Genomic DNA, 15,353 nt, shown 5'->3' on the forward strand with positions numbered 1-15,353 from the left:
TATCGACTGGAGAAAGACCAATGAAAAAACTGATCGCAGCGATCCTTGCAACATCCGCGCTGTGCGGTGCTGCACAAGCCCAAGAGATCACCGAATTCCGCATCGGCATTCTGGGCGGAGAGAACGCACAGGACCGGATGAACAGCTATCAGTGTCTGGCTGACAAAACCACCGAACTGCTGGGCGTTGAAACCAAGCTGTTCGCCCCTGCCGACTACAACGGCGTCATTCAGGGTCTGCTGGGAGGCACCATCGACATGGCATGGCTTGGCGCATCCGGTTATGCAAAAACCTACCTGTCCGATCCCGAAGCGGTTGAACCGGTTCTGGTGAAATACAACGAAGACGGCGGTTACGGTTACTATTCGATCGGTTTTGCGCGCAAGGACAGCGGCATCACGTCGCTGGAAGACATGAAAGACAAAGTTTTCGGCTTTGGTGATCCGAACTCCACTTCAGGCTTCCTGATCCCGTCCATTGAAATTCCTGCGGCAACCGGTGCATCTATGGACTCCGGCGACTACTTCGGTGAAGTGAAATTCACCGGTGGCCACGAGCAAACCATCGTTGCCGTTGCCAACGGTGACATCGACGCGGGCGTGACATGGGCCGATGGTCTGGGCGAATGGGAAGACGGCTACAACTCCGGCGCGCTGCGCAAGGCGGTTGATGCAGGTCTGGTGGACATGAACGAGATGGTAAAAATCTGGCAGTCCAAAACCATTCCCGAAGGCCCCATTGTCTTGCGCAAATCCCTGCCTGCAGACGTAAAGATCAAGATGACAGGTCTGGTAGGATCATTGCACGCTATGGATCCTGATTGCGCCTATGGTGTAGCCAACGGCGAGGCCAAAGCCTTCGCGCCGATCACCCATGATGCTTATGAAGTCATCATCAAAGCCCGCGAACTGAAATCCAACTAAAAACATTTCAAACTGCATCTGGCCGAGCTGAACGCCCCCCGTTCTGCTCGGTCAATTTTTTCAGACTCCTCAGGAAAATAGAATGCCACAGAGCGCACTGGATACCCGCGCCAGCTATCTGGCCCAAACCCACCGAAAAAGACTTTATAGCGGCGTGATGCTGGTCCTTCTGGTGGCCATGCTTTGCGGCGGGTTCATGACCGCAGACGACAGGAATGCCGGTGGATTCTGGAACGGGCTGCCCCATGTGCTGGACTTCCCCGCCGAAGTTCTGGGCGAAGCCGCGCAGAAGATTACCCTGCTGCCCGCCCATCTGGTCACCTTCTTCCCGAGCCTACTGGAAACCATCAACATCGCTGCTGCCGCTACTCTGGCTGGCGCGATCATGGCTATTTTTCTGGCGCTACTGTCAACCCGTGGTCTGGCCCGCTGGCCCCGCCTGATCCCGCTGTTTCGCCGCCTGTCCGACATCATGCGCGCGATCCCTGAAATCGTTATCGCCCTCGTGTTGATTTTCATCCTCGGCGGTGGCCCCGTGCCTGCCATGATTGCGATCGCGTTTCACACGGTCGGGGCGCTTGGCAAACTTTTCTCCGAAGTCACCGAAAACGCCGACCTAAAGCCGGTAGAGGGTCTTGCCTCGGTCGGAGCGGGCTGGATGCAGCGCATGTGGCTGGGGATTATCCCGCAGGTTTCTCCTAATTTCATCAGCTATGCTCTGCTGCGTTTTGAAATCAACATACGCGCTTCGGCCATCCTTGGCTTCGTTGGTGCTGGTGGCATCGGCTATGACCTGCGCAACGCGATCAGTTGGGGGCAGGGCAAATACGACGAGGCCGCAGCAATCTTCATCCTGTTGTTCCTTGCCATCGTCGCCGTGGACCAGCTGTCCGGCCTTCTGCGCAACAAACTGGTGGGAGACACCAAATGAACACTGCTACCCTTAAATCCGGCGCGGTCCGGCAGGTGAATGGTAAAAAGACCCTTTCCTACGCATTGCTGGCGGCAGTTATCGCCTATTTTGCCTATATCTTCTTTGCCTTTGACATCGCAGGTCTCGGCCAACGTGCAAGTCTGGAGAACGCCCGCACGCTTGTAGCGGACAGTTATTCTTACAAAACGCACATCACCAAATCGAACCGTGGCGCTGGCACCCTGACCGCCGCAATCGAAGGTGAAAAGAAGGGTCGTTACCCCGATGGCAGCTATCCGGAATGGGTCGATGGCAATGGCACGGATGCTTTTGTGACCCTGCGCGACGGAACCGTGGTCGAATTGACAGGCAAGGTGGTCTATTATGATGTGCCCGATTACGGCCCGATCAAGATCACCACGCGCAACAGCGGCATCGACCTTGAACTGCCCACAGCGGATGTCCCCCCGTTCATCTCTGCCTCGCGCAACCGCGTGGCCATCACTGTGCCGGGGGGTCGGATTAATGTCACGAAATCCAAAACCGAAATCTTCCGCTACTTTACAGGATGGGAGATGTTCTTCTTCACACTCGACAGTCCGTTTTACGGCAAAAGCCCTGCGCAACTGGCCTATCTGGCCAGCACTGCCCCACGGATCGACCCGAATAGCAGCAACCTTGCGCTGATGTGGGACGGGTTCTGGAACAACGCTATGTGGCGGCATGCTGATGTGGCTTGGGCGATATTTGAGACCATTCTGATGGCCTTCCTAGGCACTATTGGAGCGGCGCTGATTGCCTTGCCGCTGGCGTTTCTCTCAGCACAGAATTTCACTAAAAATATGGTGGCGCGGTTCTCCATGCGGCGGGCCTTTGACTTTCTACGGGGTGTGGACGGTTTGATCTGGACGATCATCCTGTCCCGCGCTTTTGGCCCCGGTCCGCTGACAGGTGCGCTGGCGATCCTGCTGACGGACACTGGAACCTTTGGCAAGATGTTCTCCGAGACGCTGGAAAACGTGGACGAGAAACAGATCGAGGGTATTCGTTCGACCGGTGCGAAACCGCTCCAGCGCTACCGTTTTGGCGTGTTACCGCAGATCACCCCCGTCTTCATCAGTCAGGTGCTATACTATCTGGAATCCAACACCCGCAGTGCCACAGTTATCGGCGCGATTGTCGGGGGCGGTATCGGATTGTTGCTGACGCAGGCGATTATCACCGGCAAAGACTGGGAGGAAGTGACCTATTACATCGTTCTGATCGTTTTAATGGTGATGATGATGGACTCCCTTTCAGGCTGGCTGCGCAGCAAGCTTATCGGCAACAAAGGCTCTTGATCTCGCGCTGTCAGATGTTGGTGTCCGAACCATCTATGGTCAGCTCGATATGGTTGCCGGAAAACCATGTGCGACCGTATTCGACAGGCTGCCCGTCCAGATCTACATCTACGTTGGTGCTGCGCAGCAGGGCAGTACCAACCTTCAGGTTTAACAAAGTGGCCGAAGTGGCATTTGCATTCACTGCCGCCAGTCGCGTTTCCTGACGGGTATAATCCTGCACCCCGCAAGCGGCAAAAGCAGCTGTGATCGAATTTAGCGTCTGCAAATGTGCCAGCAGGTCGGGAAATCGCGCTGCCGGAAAAACGGATATGAAATGCGCCACCGGCGTTTCATCCACCCGCGCCAGACCTTCAACCACATGCACCTGAACGCCCTTGCGCCGGCCCAAAGCGCGCGCCTCTTCTGCATCCGCAGGGCGCGTTGTCATCGACAGGAGCTCTTTTGACCCCTGATGCCCCGCCTCTGCCACAGATTGGTGAAAGCGCACCCTTTTGCCCACGGAATAGCGCACCGGATCAGCCGCAACAAAGGCACCTGCCCCGCGTCTGGTGTAGACCAGACCTTCCTCTACCAGCGCCGAGATTGCGTGTCGCACGGTGTGGCGGTTGACCCCGAACCGTGTCCCATAGGCCACTTCGGTTGGCAGTTTCTCCCCCGCTTTATGATGCCCCTTGGCAATATCTCGGGTGATGCGTTCGGCAATATCTTTCCAGATCGCTTGTTTGGCCACGTCACAAAACCTTCACAAAATTCATCTGGCAACGCCACCTTATCCGCGCTACCACTTGTCTAGTTGTATAGTATTATAGACACATCAGGAAATTGTCTAGATGGATGACCAAACGAAACGTAAAAACTGGATGGGGTTGCTGGCAAAATCCGCGCCACCGACCATGGAAGAACTTTGCGCACCCCTGTCTGCAACCCACAGTTTTGACTGGCTGCGCCAGCCCGAAACCGGCGGTGTCATGGTGCGCGGTCGCACGGGCGGCACCGGATCTGCCTTTAACATGGGAGAGGTCACAGTGACCCGTTGTTCCCTGCGACTGAAGTGCGGCGCAGTGGGTCACGCCTATGTGCAGGGCCGCGACAAAGCCCATGCGACACAAGCCGCCTTGGTCGATGCGCTGATGCAGACCGCACAGGCCGAACACGTCGAACAAGACATTCTGCAACCCCTGCGACAGCAACGGATGCAGCAGCAAGCCGCCATTCAGGGCCGCGCAAATGCCACCAAGGTGGACTTCTTCACAATGGTCAGAGGAGACGACTGATGGAGCTCTCAGCCCTGTCCGGCGGTTTTGACAACGCCGCCCACCAATCTGCCACCGCCTTTCGTGCTATTATGAACGTTACGGCCCGCCCCGGTGTGATCGAAACCGTCAGCGGCGCAATGCCGCCAAAGGGACTTTCCATCGCCGCAGGCAGCCTGTTGCTGACCCTGTGTGACCCCGAAACAAAGCTGTATCTTGCAGGGGGGGTAGACTCTCAACCGATCCGCGACTGGTTGACGTTCCACACAGGCGCGCCATTAGTGCCAGCAGCGCAGGCCGATTTCGCCCTTGGTGCGTGGGAGGAGCTGTTGCCCCTGACGCAATACGCCATCGGTACAGATCAATATCCCGACCGCTCTGCCACGCTGATTGTCGAGATGCCGGAACTGTCGCAATCCGGCGCCACCCTGACGGGACCGGGGATAAAAGACAGCGCACAACTGTCCCTGCCCTCGCTTGAACCGTTCCAGTTGAACGCGGCACTCTTCCCGCTCGGGTGTGATTTCTTCTTCACCGCAGGCGACAAAATCGCCGCCCTCCCCCGCACCACGAAACCGGAGTCCGTCACATGTATGTAGCTGTAAAAGGCGGCGAAAAGGCCATTGACGCCGCCCATGACTGGCTGGCCGAGGTGCGCCGTGGCGACCCTGCGGTGGCTGAGCTTTCGCTGGCGCAAATTCGCGAACAGATGTCTTTGGCGGTGGATCGGGTGATGTCCGAAGGGTCTTTGCATGATCCTGATCTGGCTGCGCTGGCGATCAAACAATCCCGCGGTGATCTGATCGAGGCGATCTTTCTGATCCGCGCCTACCGCACCACCCTGCCCCGCTTTGGCGCATCCCATCCGATTAAAACCGATACCATGCAATGCCAGCGCCGTGTCTCGGCCACGTTTAAGGACGTGCCGGGTGGGCAGATTCTCGGGCCGACTTTCGATTACACCCATCGCTTGCTGGATTTCAAACTGGCAGCCGAGGGGGCCGTGCCGGATGCACCGGTTGAAGACGATCCTGACCTGCTGGCCGAACGCAAGCCCCATGTGATGGGCTTTCTGAACAAGGACAGCTTGATCGAAACCGCTGAACCGGACGATGAAACACCGCCCGACCTGACGCGCGCGCCCATGGAACTGCCCGCAAACCGTGCTTTGCGATTGCAGAACCTCACCCGTGCGGATGAGGGCTTCCTGCTTGGGCTCGCCTATTCCACCCAGCGTGGATATGCGCGCAATCATGCGTTTGTCGGTGAACTGCGCATTGGCAAAGTGGCAGTGGAGATGGACATTCCCGAACTGGGTTTCGCGGTAGAGATCGGGGAAATAACAGTTACGGAATGTGAAACCGTGAACCAGTTCAAAGGCTCCAAGACAGAGCCGCCGCAGTTCACACGGGGCTACGGGCTGGTGTTTGGCCAATGCGAACGCAAGGCTATTTCGATGGCGCTGGTAGACCGCGCCCTACGCTGGAAAGAACTCGGCGAGGATAACGCAGGCGCACCCGCCCAAGACGAAGAATTCGTCCTCAGTCATTCCGACAACATTCAAGCCACCGGCTTTCTGGAGCATATCAAACTTCCCCATTACGTGGATTTCCAGTCTGAACTGGAACTGATCCGATCCATTCGTGCGGCGGCAAATGCGGCGCAACAAGACACTAAAATTACGGCGGAATGACTATGACCAACCAAGACATAAGGACCAGTGATATGAGCGACTATAACTTCGCCTATCTGGACGAACAGACCAAACGCATGATCCGCCGCGCGATCCTCAAGGGGCTGGCGATACCGGGTTATCAGGTGCCTTTTGCCAGCCGCGAAATGCCGATGCCTTATGGCTGGGGCACGGGCGGTGTGCAAGTAACGGCGGCCTGTTTGACGCCGGACGATACGTTAAAGGTGATCGACCAAGGTGCGGATGACACCACAAATGCAGTGTCGATAAGACGGTTCTTTGAGAAGACCGCCGCCGTGGCAGTGACCCAATCCACCAAGCGGGCCAGCGTCATCCAGACCCGCCACCGCATCCCCGAAGAGCCGCTGAGCGAAGATCAGATACTGGTCTATCAGGTCCCGATCCCCGAACCCCTGCGTTTTCTGGAACCCCGTGAAACAGAGACCCGCAAGATGCACGCGCTGGAAGAATACGGATTGATGCACGTCAAACTGTTCGAGGATATTTCCCAACACGGCCAGATCGCCACCGCCTATGCCTATCCGGTCATGGTGGAAGGGCGCTATGTGATGGATCCCTCCCCGATCCCGCGCTTTGACAACCCCAAGATGGAAATGGCCGCGATCCAGCTGTTCGGTGCGGGCCGCGAGCAGCGCATCTACGCGATCCCGCCCTATACGCAGGTGGTGAGCCTCGATTTTGAGGACTACCCGTTTGAGGCCAGCAAGGCCGAAGGCGCCTGCGCGCTTTGCGGGGCGGATCATACCTATCTGGACGAGGTGATTGTGGATGATGACGGCGGGCGGATGTTTGTTTGTTCGGACACAGATTACTGCGAAAGCCGCCGTCAGGCGGGGCACCTCGGGGTTGAAGGCACCCCGTACAGAAAGGATGCGGCATGACCCCTTTACTGGACGTACAGACCCTGTCGAAAAACTATGGCCAGCGGATCGGTTGCAAGGACGTGTCCTTTGATCTGTATCCCGGCGAAGTCATGGGCATTGTCGGGGAAAGCGGGTCGGGCAAATCCACGTTGCTGAACTGTCTGGCAGGGCATCTGGAACCGGATCACGGCAAGGTTCTGTTTGATACCAAGACCGATGGTTTGAAAGACACGGTAACCATGTCCGAACCCGAGCGCCGCATGCTGGGGCGCACCGACTGGGCCTTTGTTCACCAACACGCCCGCGACGGGCTGCGCATGAGTGTCAGTGCCGGTGGCAATGTGGGCGAGCGGCTGATGGCTGTGGGCGCGCGGCACTACGGCGACATTCGTGCGCAAGCCACGGACTGGCTGGGCCGCGTCGAAATCCGCGAGGATCGTATCGACGACCGTCCCACCGCCTTTTCTGGTGGAATGCAACAACGGCTTCAAATCGCCCGCAATCTGGTGACAGGACCGCGGCTGGTATTCATGGATGAACCCACCGGCGGTTTGGATGTTTCGGTACAGGCCCGCTTGCTGGACATGATCCGCGAGCTGGTCCGCGATCTGGGTCTGTCCGCCATCATCGTAACCCATGACCTTGCCGTGGTGCGCCTGCTGGCGGATCGGCTGATGGTTATGAAAGATGGGCATGTGGTGGAAACCGGCCTGACGGATCAGGTGCTGGATGATCCACAGCACAGCTACAGCCAACTTCTCGTTTCTTCGGTTCTACAGGTGTGACTATGATTTCAGTAAAAAACGCGACCAAATCTTTCGTGCTCCACAATCAGGGCGGCGCGGTGATCCCCGTAATGGGGAATGGCAATCTGACCGTTAATGCCGGCGAATGTGTCGGGCTGACTGGGGCATCAGGCGCGGGCAAATCCACCCTGATGCGGATGATCTATGGCAACTATCTGACCCAAAGTGGCGAGGTTCGTGTCGGCGGTCTGAACGTGGCACAGGCCGAACCGCGCGAGATATTGCAGATGCGCAAACACACGCTTGGCTATGTCAGCCAGTTTCTGCGGGTCGTGCCACGGGTGCCAACGCTGAACGTAGTGGCCGAACCGCTGTTACAACTGGGCACCCCCCGTGATCAGGCACTGAAACGCGCTAGTGAGCTGTTGTCTGTGCTGCGCATCCCGGAACGGCTGTGGGATCTGTCGCCGCTGACCTTTTCGGGGGGCGAACAACAGCGTGTGAACATCGCGCGGGGCTTTGCCTATGACTATCCCGCGTTGTTGCTGGATGAACCCACGGCCAGCCTTGACGGGCGCAACCGTGAAACCGTGCTCGGGCTGATCGAAACGGCTAAGGAACGAGGGACCGCGATTGTCGGCATTTTTCACGACGAGTCCGCCCGCAAACAAGTCTGCACCCGCGAAATCGACGTGATCGAATTCGCACCAAAGGCAGCAGCGTAATGGCGGGACGGTTGTTTACGATTGTCGGCCCGTCTGGGGCGGGCAAGGATACGGTTCTGGACGCTGCATTGCTGCGCTGCTCCAATGTAGAGCGGGTCCAGCGGGTTATCACACGCGCAGGTGATGCAGGCGGTGAAGCGATCGACGGCGTCAGTCGCGCGACCTTTCAGGCCATGCAGGTCCGCGGTGAATTTGCCTTGTGGTGGGCCGCCCATAACACCTGCTATGGCATCCCTGTCGCGATGGATCACGCGCTGGCAGCGGACCGCGATGTGGTCTTCAACGGCTCTCGTGCGGCAATACCCGAAATTCTACGGAAGTACCCGAATGTCACGGTGATTTCACTGATCGTAACACCTGATGTCTTACGCCAGCGCCTGATCGTTAGAGGCCGCGAAACACTTTTGGACATCGAGGCCCGTTTGCGGCGCTCAAATCTTGGGTTCACCACACCCGCGCGCACCATAGAAATCGACAACTCCGGCCCGCTTGAGCTCGCGGTGGACCACATGGTCGCGGCCCTTACCCCCGCAGAGGAACCCGTTCGATGATCTGGAAACACCCGTTTTCCAACTGCCCGCACAGGCAAAGCGCGTTCAGCATGAAGGGTCTTTTCAGGTGGGGTTCAAGAGTCTTCTCCAGCACCGCGCGTGTCTGCGCTTGCTGGTTATCGCTCAGACTTCCTGAAAGCGTCACATGAAACCGGAATTCGTCCAGCACATAAGGATAGCCCCAAAGCCGCAGCAACTCGTCCTGCCGAGGCGACAGGTTCGTGCCTCGGCGGCGTTGCAGTTCTTGAGGGTCCATCGGCGCGCGGAACCGGTCCAGCGCCATTACAACATCCCCCACCAGCGCAACAAAGGCTGGATCGGGATCGGCAGGGCGCAGGGCGATAAACTGCTTAATGCTGTCCAGCTTCAGCAGGCCGATTTCGACCGGCCCCTGCTGGCTGCCGTATTCCCGCACAGCGTGCAGCAGATCCTCTGCCGAAAAATCCGGATGCAACACAAAGGGCGCTTTCAACGTGCCGTGCAACCCGTACCGCCGCGGCGTGGCCGTGATCTGGTCCACCGGCAGCGGCAACCCGTCAAGCCGCGGATGCGCTGCGGGTTCGCCCTTGGCTATATCCCAACCGAGCCACCCCGCCCCGAATGCGGCGAGGGGATGGTCGGTCGGCGGTGTGAAATAGACGGCATAACGCTGGTGCATGGTCGCTCGGGCTCCTTTTGCTCTGGGCCGGATATAAGACATCAAGATGTTACACCCTCATGACATTAGACTCTAAAATCGCAACTAAAACTGGTAGTAGAATTATGAAAGACACTGATCGCGCGGCCGAGGCCCTCAACGGTGTGTCCCTGACCCTCACCAACGCGCGCATCGTTTTGAAAGACGATGTGATCAACGGAACACTGCGCGTCGAAGACGGGATCATCACAGCCATCGATACCGGCAACAGCGCACTTAACGGGGCGATTGATCTGGGGGGCGATTTCCTGTCACCGGGTCTGGTCGAGCTGCACACCGACAATCTGGAACGGCACATGCAGCCGCGCCCCGGTGTGAAATGGCCAACCAAAGCAGCAGCAATCGCCCATGATGCAGAGCTGGCCTCGGTCGGGATCACCACGGTATTTGATGCGCTGCGGGTTGGATCTTCGGTCAGCCAGACAACCACGAACTATCGCAAATACGCCCGCGAACTGGCCAATGATATTCTGGACCTGCAAAACAGCGGTGCCATGCGGATCAGCCACTTTCTGCATCTGCGCGCCGAGATTTGCTCTGAGACACTGATCGCGGAAATGGAAGAATTCAGCCGCGCGGATCGGGTGGGGATTGTCAGCCTTATGGATCACACCCCAGGCCAGCGGCAGTTCCGCGACCTAAGCAAAATGGACGAATACCTGCGGGGCAAATACGGGATGACACCGACAGAGATCAGCGCCCATTACGAAATGCTCTACGCCATTCACGAAAAATACGGCGCCGTTCACGAAGAAGGCGCAGCACGGATCGGGCGAGACCTGGGCGCCGTGCTTGCCAGTCATGATGACACAACGGTTTCGGATGTGGATATGTCGATTGGCAAAGGCGTGCGGGTGGCAGAATTTCCCACGACCCTTGAAGCTGCGAAGGCCTGTCAGGACGCCGATATCCGCGTGATGATGGGCGCACCCAACCTGCTGCGCGGGGGCAGTCATTCCGGCAATGTTGCCGCGCAGGAACTGGTGCAGGACGGGGTTCTGGATGTGCTGAGTTCGGATTACGCGCCGTCGTCCCTGCTGATGGGAGCGGTGCGTCTGGGGCTGGAACAGGGCAATATGGCCACCGGCCTGCGCACCGTGACACACCAGCCTGCGCACGCGGTGGATTTGCAGGATCGTGGCGAAATCGCTGTCGGGAAGCGGGCCGATCTGTTGGCGTTCTCCCTGTCCTATCATCTGCCCTGCATCAAAGGCGTGTGGAGCAACGGGCAGCGCGTCGGCTAGATTGCAAGCGTTCAAAGTTCAGGTGCAGGCAGTGCTCAGATTGCCTGCGCCTCTTGCAGTTCGATTTTCAGACGGGCCTCTTGCGCTGCCTTTGGCGTCGAAAACCGTGCCAGCAGAAGATAGGCTACTGGGGTCAGAAACAGGGTCGATACTGTCGCCAGTCCCAGCCCGCCCACGATCACCCAGCCCAGCGCTTCACGGGCTTCGGCCCCCGCACCTGATGACAGGATCAGAGGCACGCCGCCGATCACGGTTGAGGTCATCGTCATCATCACCGGACGCAACCGCACGGTGGAGGCTTCCAGAATGGCGCTGTAGACATCCTGCCCGCGATCGCGCAACTGGTTGGCAAATTCCACGATCAGGATACCGTTCTTGGCCATGATCCCGATCAGCATCACCAAACCAATCTGGCTGTAGACGTTCAGGCTCAGCCCCGTCAGCACCAGCGCAAAAACCGCGCAGGCCAGTCCGATTGGCACGGTAGACATGACAACCACCGCAGAAATAAAGCTTTCAAACTGGGCCGAAAGCACCAGAAACACCACCAGAATGGCAAAGCCGAAGGTCACGAACAGGCCAGCGTTCGTCTGATCCAGTGTCGCAGCTTCGGCCAGCGGCACGATGAAGTTTTCCTCGGAGAGAACTTCCTCGCCCAACCGTTCGACACTTGCCAGCGCATCGCCAAGCGACAAGTCCGGTGTCAGGCCAGCCGTGATCTCGACCGAGCGTTTCTGCCCCTCGCGGTCCAGTTCCGGTGCCACGGCCCGTTCCTCCAGTGTCACAAAGCTCGACATGGGCACCATCTGGCCGTCGCCTGTCTGCACAAAGATGTTTTCCAGATCGCCCGGATCATTTACAGGATCAGCGGTGGACAACATCTGCACGTCGTAGCTGGTGTCATCAATAAACACCGAGCCCACCTTGCGCCCGTCCAGAACCGCCTGCAACGCTTCGCCCAAACCAGTGATGTCGATCCCCAGATCAGACGCCCGCGTGCGGTCGATCTGCACGAAAAGCTGTGGCTGGGTGGTTTCGTATTGCAACTGCACCTTGCCCATGCCCGGCACTTCGTTCATCCGGTCCACCAGAGTCTCGGCCACGTCCGCCAGCTGCCCGTAATTATCCCCCGTGATGGCAAAGGCCAGCCCGCGCCCAGCGCCCCGGATGCCCAGCGAATTGGGCTGGATCGCAAAGGCCCGCACGCCGACAATATCCCGCAGACCGCGATTGATCTGGGACACAATCTCCTGTTGCGAGCGCTCTCTTTCATCCCATTTGGCAAGGGTGAACACCATGAACCCGCGATTGTCTGCGCCAAATCCGGTGATGGAGAACACATTTGTGATCTCACCGCTTTGCCGCAGAGGTTCGACCGCATCCTCGATCTGCTGCATCTTGCTTTGTGTGTAGGACAGGGACACCCCTTGGGATGCTGTCAAGCTCAGCAGGGCAACGGCGCGGTCTTCGCGCGGGGTCAGTTCCTGCCGGATGCCCCCCGCCATGAACGCGGCCGTCACAGTGAACAGCACCGCCACTAGTACAACGGCAAAGGGCACGGCCAGAACCGCACGCAGGGCAGTGGCGTAGCTGCGCGACAGGACACCCCCCAGCCAGATCATCGGTCCCTTCTGGTCCGTTGATTGTGGCTTGCGCGTTAGCAGACGGCTGGCGAGAACCGGACAGAAAGTCAGCGCCACAACCGAGGATAACATCACCGCAATCGCCAGTGTAAAGCCGAATTCGCGGAACAACCCGCCCACCTGTCCGGGTAGGAAGGACAGCGGAATAAACACCGCTGCCAGAGTGGCTGTCGTGGTCACAACCGCAAAGAACACCTGCTGCGTGCCCAGCACCGCCGCCGCCCGTGGTCCCATGCCCTGACTGCGCAGCCGCACGATATTTTCCAGCACAACGATGGCATCATCGACCACCATCCCCGTCGCCAGCACCAACGCCAGAAGGGTGAGGATATTGATAGAGAACCCCACCAGATAGATCGCCGCCAGCGCCCCGATCAGCGCCACCGGAAGGGTCAGCGCGGGTATAAGTGTGGCGCGAAAATCCCGCAGAAAGATGAAGATCACAATCACCACAATCGACACTGCCAGAAGAAGGGTCTTCACCACTTCGGTGATAGAGCCTTCGATAAAGACCGCATCATCGGAGGTAACAAAAATGCTGACATCTTCGGGCAGTGTCGCGTCCAGTTCGGCCACCACAGCGCGGACATTCTTGGAAATTTCCAACGTGTTGGATGTGGCCTGCCGGATGACCCCGATGCCAAGGCCGGATTGTCCGTTCGCCCGCAAAACGGTCTCACCCGGTGCTGGCCCAAGGGTCACACGGGCCACATCGCCAAGGACCACGTTGGTGCGAATTTCCAGCGCTTCAAAGGCCGCCGCCGTGGCTACACTCGCCGTGGTACGCACATTAATGGACTGGCTGTCGCCGGCGAGATCACCCGATGGGGAGTCATAGGCCACATCCGCCAGACTGTTGCGCACATCCGCCAGTGTCAGCCCGCGACTGGCCAGTTCCAACTGGTCGATGTCCACACGAAACACCGGATCGCGGTCGCCGTAGACCTGTAAATCCGCCACCCCGTCCACCGAGATCAGGCGGTCCTCGACCCGATCCTGCACGATCCGTGTCAGGTCCTGCGGAGAGCGCCCAGAAGACGTTACAGCAATCCGCATCACAGCCTGCGCGTTGGCATCTGCTTTGACGATCTGGGGCTGTTCAGCCGTGTCGGGCAGCTGGTTCACGATCCGCGCCACCGCATCACGCACATCTGTCGCGGCTATGTCGATGTTTACCTTGTCGTCAAATTCCAGCGTTACGCGGCTGCGCCCGAAACGGGAGTTGGACGAGATGGATCGCACACCTGCAACACGCCCGACAGCGCCTTCGATCCGGCCTGTGACCTCTTGATCTACTGTTTCAGGGGCCGCGCCAGAAAACTGTGTGGTAACGGTGACCACGGGGCGGTCCACATTCGGCAGTTCGCGGATTTCCGCACCGAAGAACCCTGCAATTCCGGCAAGTACGATCAGCGCGTTCAGCACAAAGGCGAGGATCGGGCGGCGCACAAAAAGGGCTGTCCCCGACGCCAAACCTTCCGGAGCCGTTTCTTCAGCTGGCGCAGTCATGTGCGATCCCCGATGCCTTTCTGAACAGCTGCGGCCTTTTTAGACAGCACAACCTCGGCCCCTCCGCGTAGTGTCTGCACGCCTTCGGTGACGATCTCGTCGCCCGGTTTCAGAAAATCACTGTCCACAAGGATGCTGTCACTGTTGCGCTGCCGGATTTCCAGCGCGGCGCGGTGGACCTTGCCATCGCGCAGCACCCAGACGAACGCTCCGTCGCTGGACCATTGCAACGCCAGCGGCGCGATAGACAGCAGCGTTTCCCCCGGAAAGCTCAGACCGACCGAAAAGGCCATGCCCGCGCGCAATTGATCCGCCTCATTGTCGAGCTGCCCCTGCACCCGCAAGGTCCGGCTGGTGCGCTCCACGATGGTATCAACCGCGCTGATCTCTCCGGTCATTTCCACATTCCGCAGACCCAGCGGGGTAGCTGTGAACGGTTGTCCGGTTTTAATCTTGCCAATCACCCGTTCGGGGACGCGAAAATCTATCAGGATTTGCGAGCGGTCGGTGATCGTGACCAGAACATCCTGCGCGTTAACACGGTCCCCCACCGCAATGTCGATGATCCCTGTATAACCGGAGACCGGCGCTTCGATCTTGCGTTGTTCCAGATTGTATTCTGCCTGTCGCAAGGCCAGTTCCGCATTGCGCAAGGACAGTTGCGTTTCCCGCAGGCGCACCTCGGTTACAGCCCCTGTAGTTTCCAGCCGCGCAATACGCTCTGCTGCGGCCTGAGCATCCTCCAGCCTGACGCGGGCCTGCTCTACTGCAATGGTTTCGGCTTCATCCTCAAGACGGGCAATCACCTGCCCCTTCTCAACATAGCCGCCCGCCGACAAGGGCAGTTCGGTAATCAACCCCACCGCCTTGGCGCGTACCGCGATAGAGTGCAGCGCCCGCCCGTCCCCGATCGCACTGATCCGGTCGGCAAGGGTCTGTTCGCTGACCAATGCTGTCACCACCTGTGCCGGCCCCCGTTGGAACCTACCGCGCCCCGCACCAGTGTCTTCAGGCTGCGCAATTTCGATGCCGAGTTTGGCGAGAAAAGGGGCTGCCGAAGGCACGTAGGTGGCCCAGATATAAAGCGCCGCAGCAAGGGCCGTTGCACAGAGGATAATCTGGCGCAAGACGTTCATCGGTTTTGTCCTTGTCGGTTCTGTCTGGCCTTTCCGGCCCGTTCAATTGTGCAGAGTATTACACAAGTCGGCCCCCGCAGAACGCGGAAGACA

The 15,353-nt window shown here is 58.6% G+C and carries 15 protein-coding genes; 11 read left to right on the forward strand and 4 right to left on the reverse strand.

The window, feature by feature from the left end:
- The first annotated feature begins 20 nt into the window (after positions 1 to 20).
- From phnD to phnE (IEX10_RS08645), 3 genes are all read left to right on the forward strand, one after another.
- Positions 21 to 923 carry a phosphonate ABC transporter substrate-binding protein gene (gene phnD / locus IEX10_RS08635; protein ID WP_188673414.1) on the forward strand — a complete coding sequence of 301 codons (903 nt, stop codon included), beginning with the start codon at positions 21 to 23 and terminating at the stop codon, positions 921 to 923.
- 82 nt (positions 924 to 1,005) lie between these two features.
- Positions 1,006 to 1,854: a phosphonate ABC transporter, permease protein PhnE gene (gene phnE, locus IEX10_RS08640; protein WP_188673415.1), complete on the forward strand. Its 849-nt coding sequence runs from the start codon at positions 1,006 to 1,008 to the stop codon at positions 1,852 to 1,854.
- Positions 1,851 to 3,176: a phosphonate ABC transporter, permease protein PhnE gene (phnE, locus tag IEX10_RS08645; protein WP_188673418.1), complete on the forward strand. Its 1,326-nt coding sequence runs from the start codon at positions 1,851 to 1,853 to the stop codon at positions 3,174 to 3,176. Before phnE (IEX10_RS08640) ends, phnE (IEX10_RS08645) begins: the two co-directional genes overlap by 4 nt.
- A gap of 10 nt (positions 3,177 to 3,186) precedes the next feature.
- On the opposite strand, the gene phnF is transcribed toward phnE (IEX10_RS08645), so the two are convergent.
- On the reverse strand, positions 3,187 to 3,909 hold the full coding sequence (gene phnF, locus IEX10_RS08650; RefSeq protein ID WP_188673421.1) for a phosphonate metabolism transcriptional regulator PhnF: 723 nt from the start codon (positions 3,907 to 3,909) through the stop codon (positions 3,187 to 3,189).
- Positions 3,910 to 4,009: 100 nt separating this feature from the next.
- Here phnF and phnG point away from each other — a divergent pair, with 100 nt between their 5' ends.
- The 7 genes from phnG to phnN are packed head-to-tail and all read left to right on the forward strand — an operon-like array spanning position 4,010 to position 9,031.
- Positions 4,010 to 4,453, forward strand: coding sequence for a phosphonate C-P lyase system protein PhnG (phnG, locus tag IEX10_RS08655; protein ID WP_188673424.1), 444 nt, complete (start codon positions 4,010 to 4,012; stop codon positions 4,451 to 4,453).
- A complete protein-coding gene (phnH, locus tag IEX10_RS08660) occupies positions 4,453 to 5,031 on the forward strand; it encodes a phosphonate C-P lyase system protein PhnH (RefSeq protein ID WP_188673427.1) in 579 nt (192 codons plus the stop codon). The genes phnG and phnH overlap by 1 nt, the downstream gene beginning before the upstream one ends.
- Entirely contained in the window at positions 5,022 to 6,125 is a 1,104-nt protein-coding gene (locus IEX10_RS08665) for a carbon-phosphorus lyase complex subunit (protein WP_188673430.1), read from the forward strand. The genes phnH and IEX10_RS08665 overlap by 10 nt, the downstream gene beginning before the upstream one ends.
- Positions 6,126 to 6,157: 32 nt before the next feature.
- Positions 6,158 to 7,027 (forward strand): alpha-D-ribose 1-methylphosphonate 5-phosphate C-P-lyase PhnJ, encoded by an 870-nt coding sequence (locus tag IEX10_RS08670; protein WP_188673432.1) that lies wholly within the window; start codon positions 6,158 to 6,160, stop codon positions 7,025 to 7,027.
- Positions 7,024 to 7,794, forward strand: a complete 771-nt coding sequence (gene phnK / locus IEX10_RS08675; protein WP_188673435.1) for a phosphonate C-P lyase system protein PhnK — start codon at positions 7,024 to 7,026, stop codon at positions 7,792 to 7,794. The genes IEX10_RS08670 and phnK overlap by 4 nt, the downstream gene beginning before the upstream one ends.
- Positions 7,795 to 7,796: 2 nt before the next feature.
- Complete coding sequence (gene phnL / locus IEX10_RS08680; RefSeq protein ID WP_188673437.1) at positions 7,797 to 8,480, forward strand: phosphonate C-P lyase system protein PhnL; 684 nt, start codon at positions 7,797 to 7,799, stop codon at positions 8,478 to 8,480.
- Positions 8,480 to 9,031: a phosphonate metabolism protein/1,5-bisphosphokinase (PRPP-forming) PhnN gene (gene phnN, locus IEX10_RS08685; protein ID WP_188673440.1), complete on the forward strand. Its 552-nt coding sequence runs from the start codon at positions 8,480 to 8,482 to the stop codon at positions 9,029 to 9,031. Before phnL ends, phnN begins: the two co-directional genes overlap by 1 nt.
- Here phnN and IEX10_RS08690 read toward each other — a convergent pair.
- Positions 9,003 to 9,689: a DUF1045 domain-containing protein gene (locus IEX10_RS08690; RefSeq protein ID WP_188673442.1), complete on the reverse strand. Its 687-nt coding sequence runs from the start codon at positions 9,687 to 9,689 to the stop codon at positions 9,003 to 9,005. The genes phnN and IEX10_RS08690 overlap by 29 nt on opposite strands.
- A 104-nt stretch (positions 9,690 to 9,793) precedes the next feature.
- Between IEX10_RS08690 and IEX10_RS08695 the strand changes: the two genes are divergently transcribed.
- Positions 9,794 to 10,972, forward strand: a complete 1,179-nt coding sequence (locus IEX10_RS08695; protein ID WP_188673445.1) for an alpha-D-ribose 1-methylphosphonate 5-triphosphate diphosphatase — start codon at positions 9,794 to 9,796, stop codon at positions 10,970 to 10,972.
- A gap of 35 nt (positions 10,973 to 11,007) precedes the next feature.
- On the opposite strand, the gene IEX10_RS08700 is transcribed toward IEX10_RS08695, so the two are convergent.
- Together IEX10_RS08700 and IEX10_RS08705 are read right to left on the reverse strand one after the other, a co-directional pair.
- Positions 11,008 to 14,124: an efflux RND transporter permease subunit gene (locus tag IEX10_RS08700; RefSeq protein ID WP_188673448.1), complete on the reverse strand. Its 3,117-nt coding sequence runs from the start codon at positions 14,122 to 14,124 to the stop codon at positions 11,008 to 11,010.
- Entirely contained in the window at positions 14,121 to 15,260 is a 1,140-nt protein-coding gene (locus IEX10_RS08705; RefSeq protein WP_188673451.1) for an efflux RND transporter periplasmic adaptor subunit, read from the reverse strand. The genes IEX10_RS08700 and IEX10_RS08705 overlap by 4 nt, the downstream gene beginning before the upstream one ends.
- Positions 15,261 to 15,353 lie beyond the last annotated feature (93 nt).

The organism is Neptunicoccus cionae, assembly GCF_014643735.1.
Taxonomy (GTDB): domain Bacteria; phylum Pseudomonadota; class Alphaproteobacteria; order Rhodobacterales; family Rhodobacteraceae; genus Amylibacter; species Amylibacter cionae.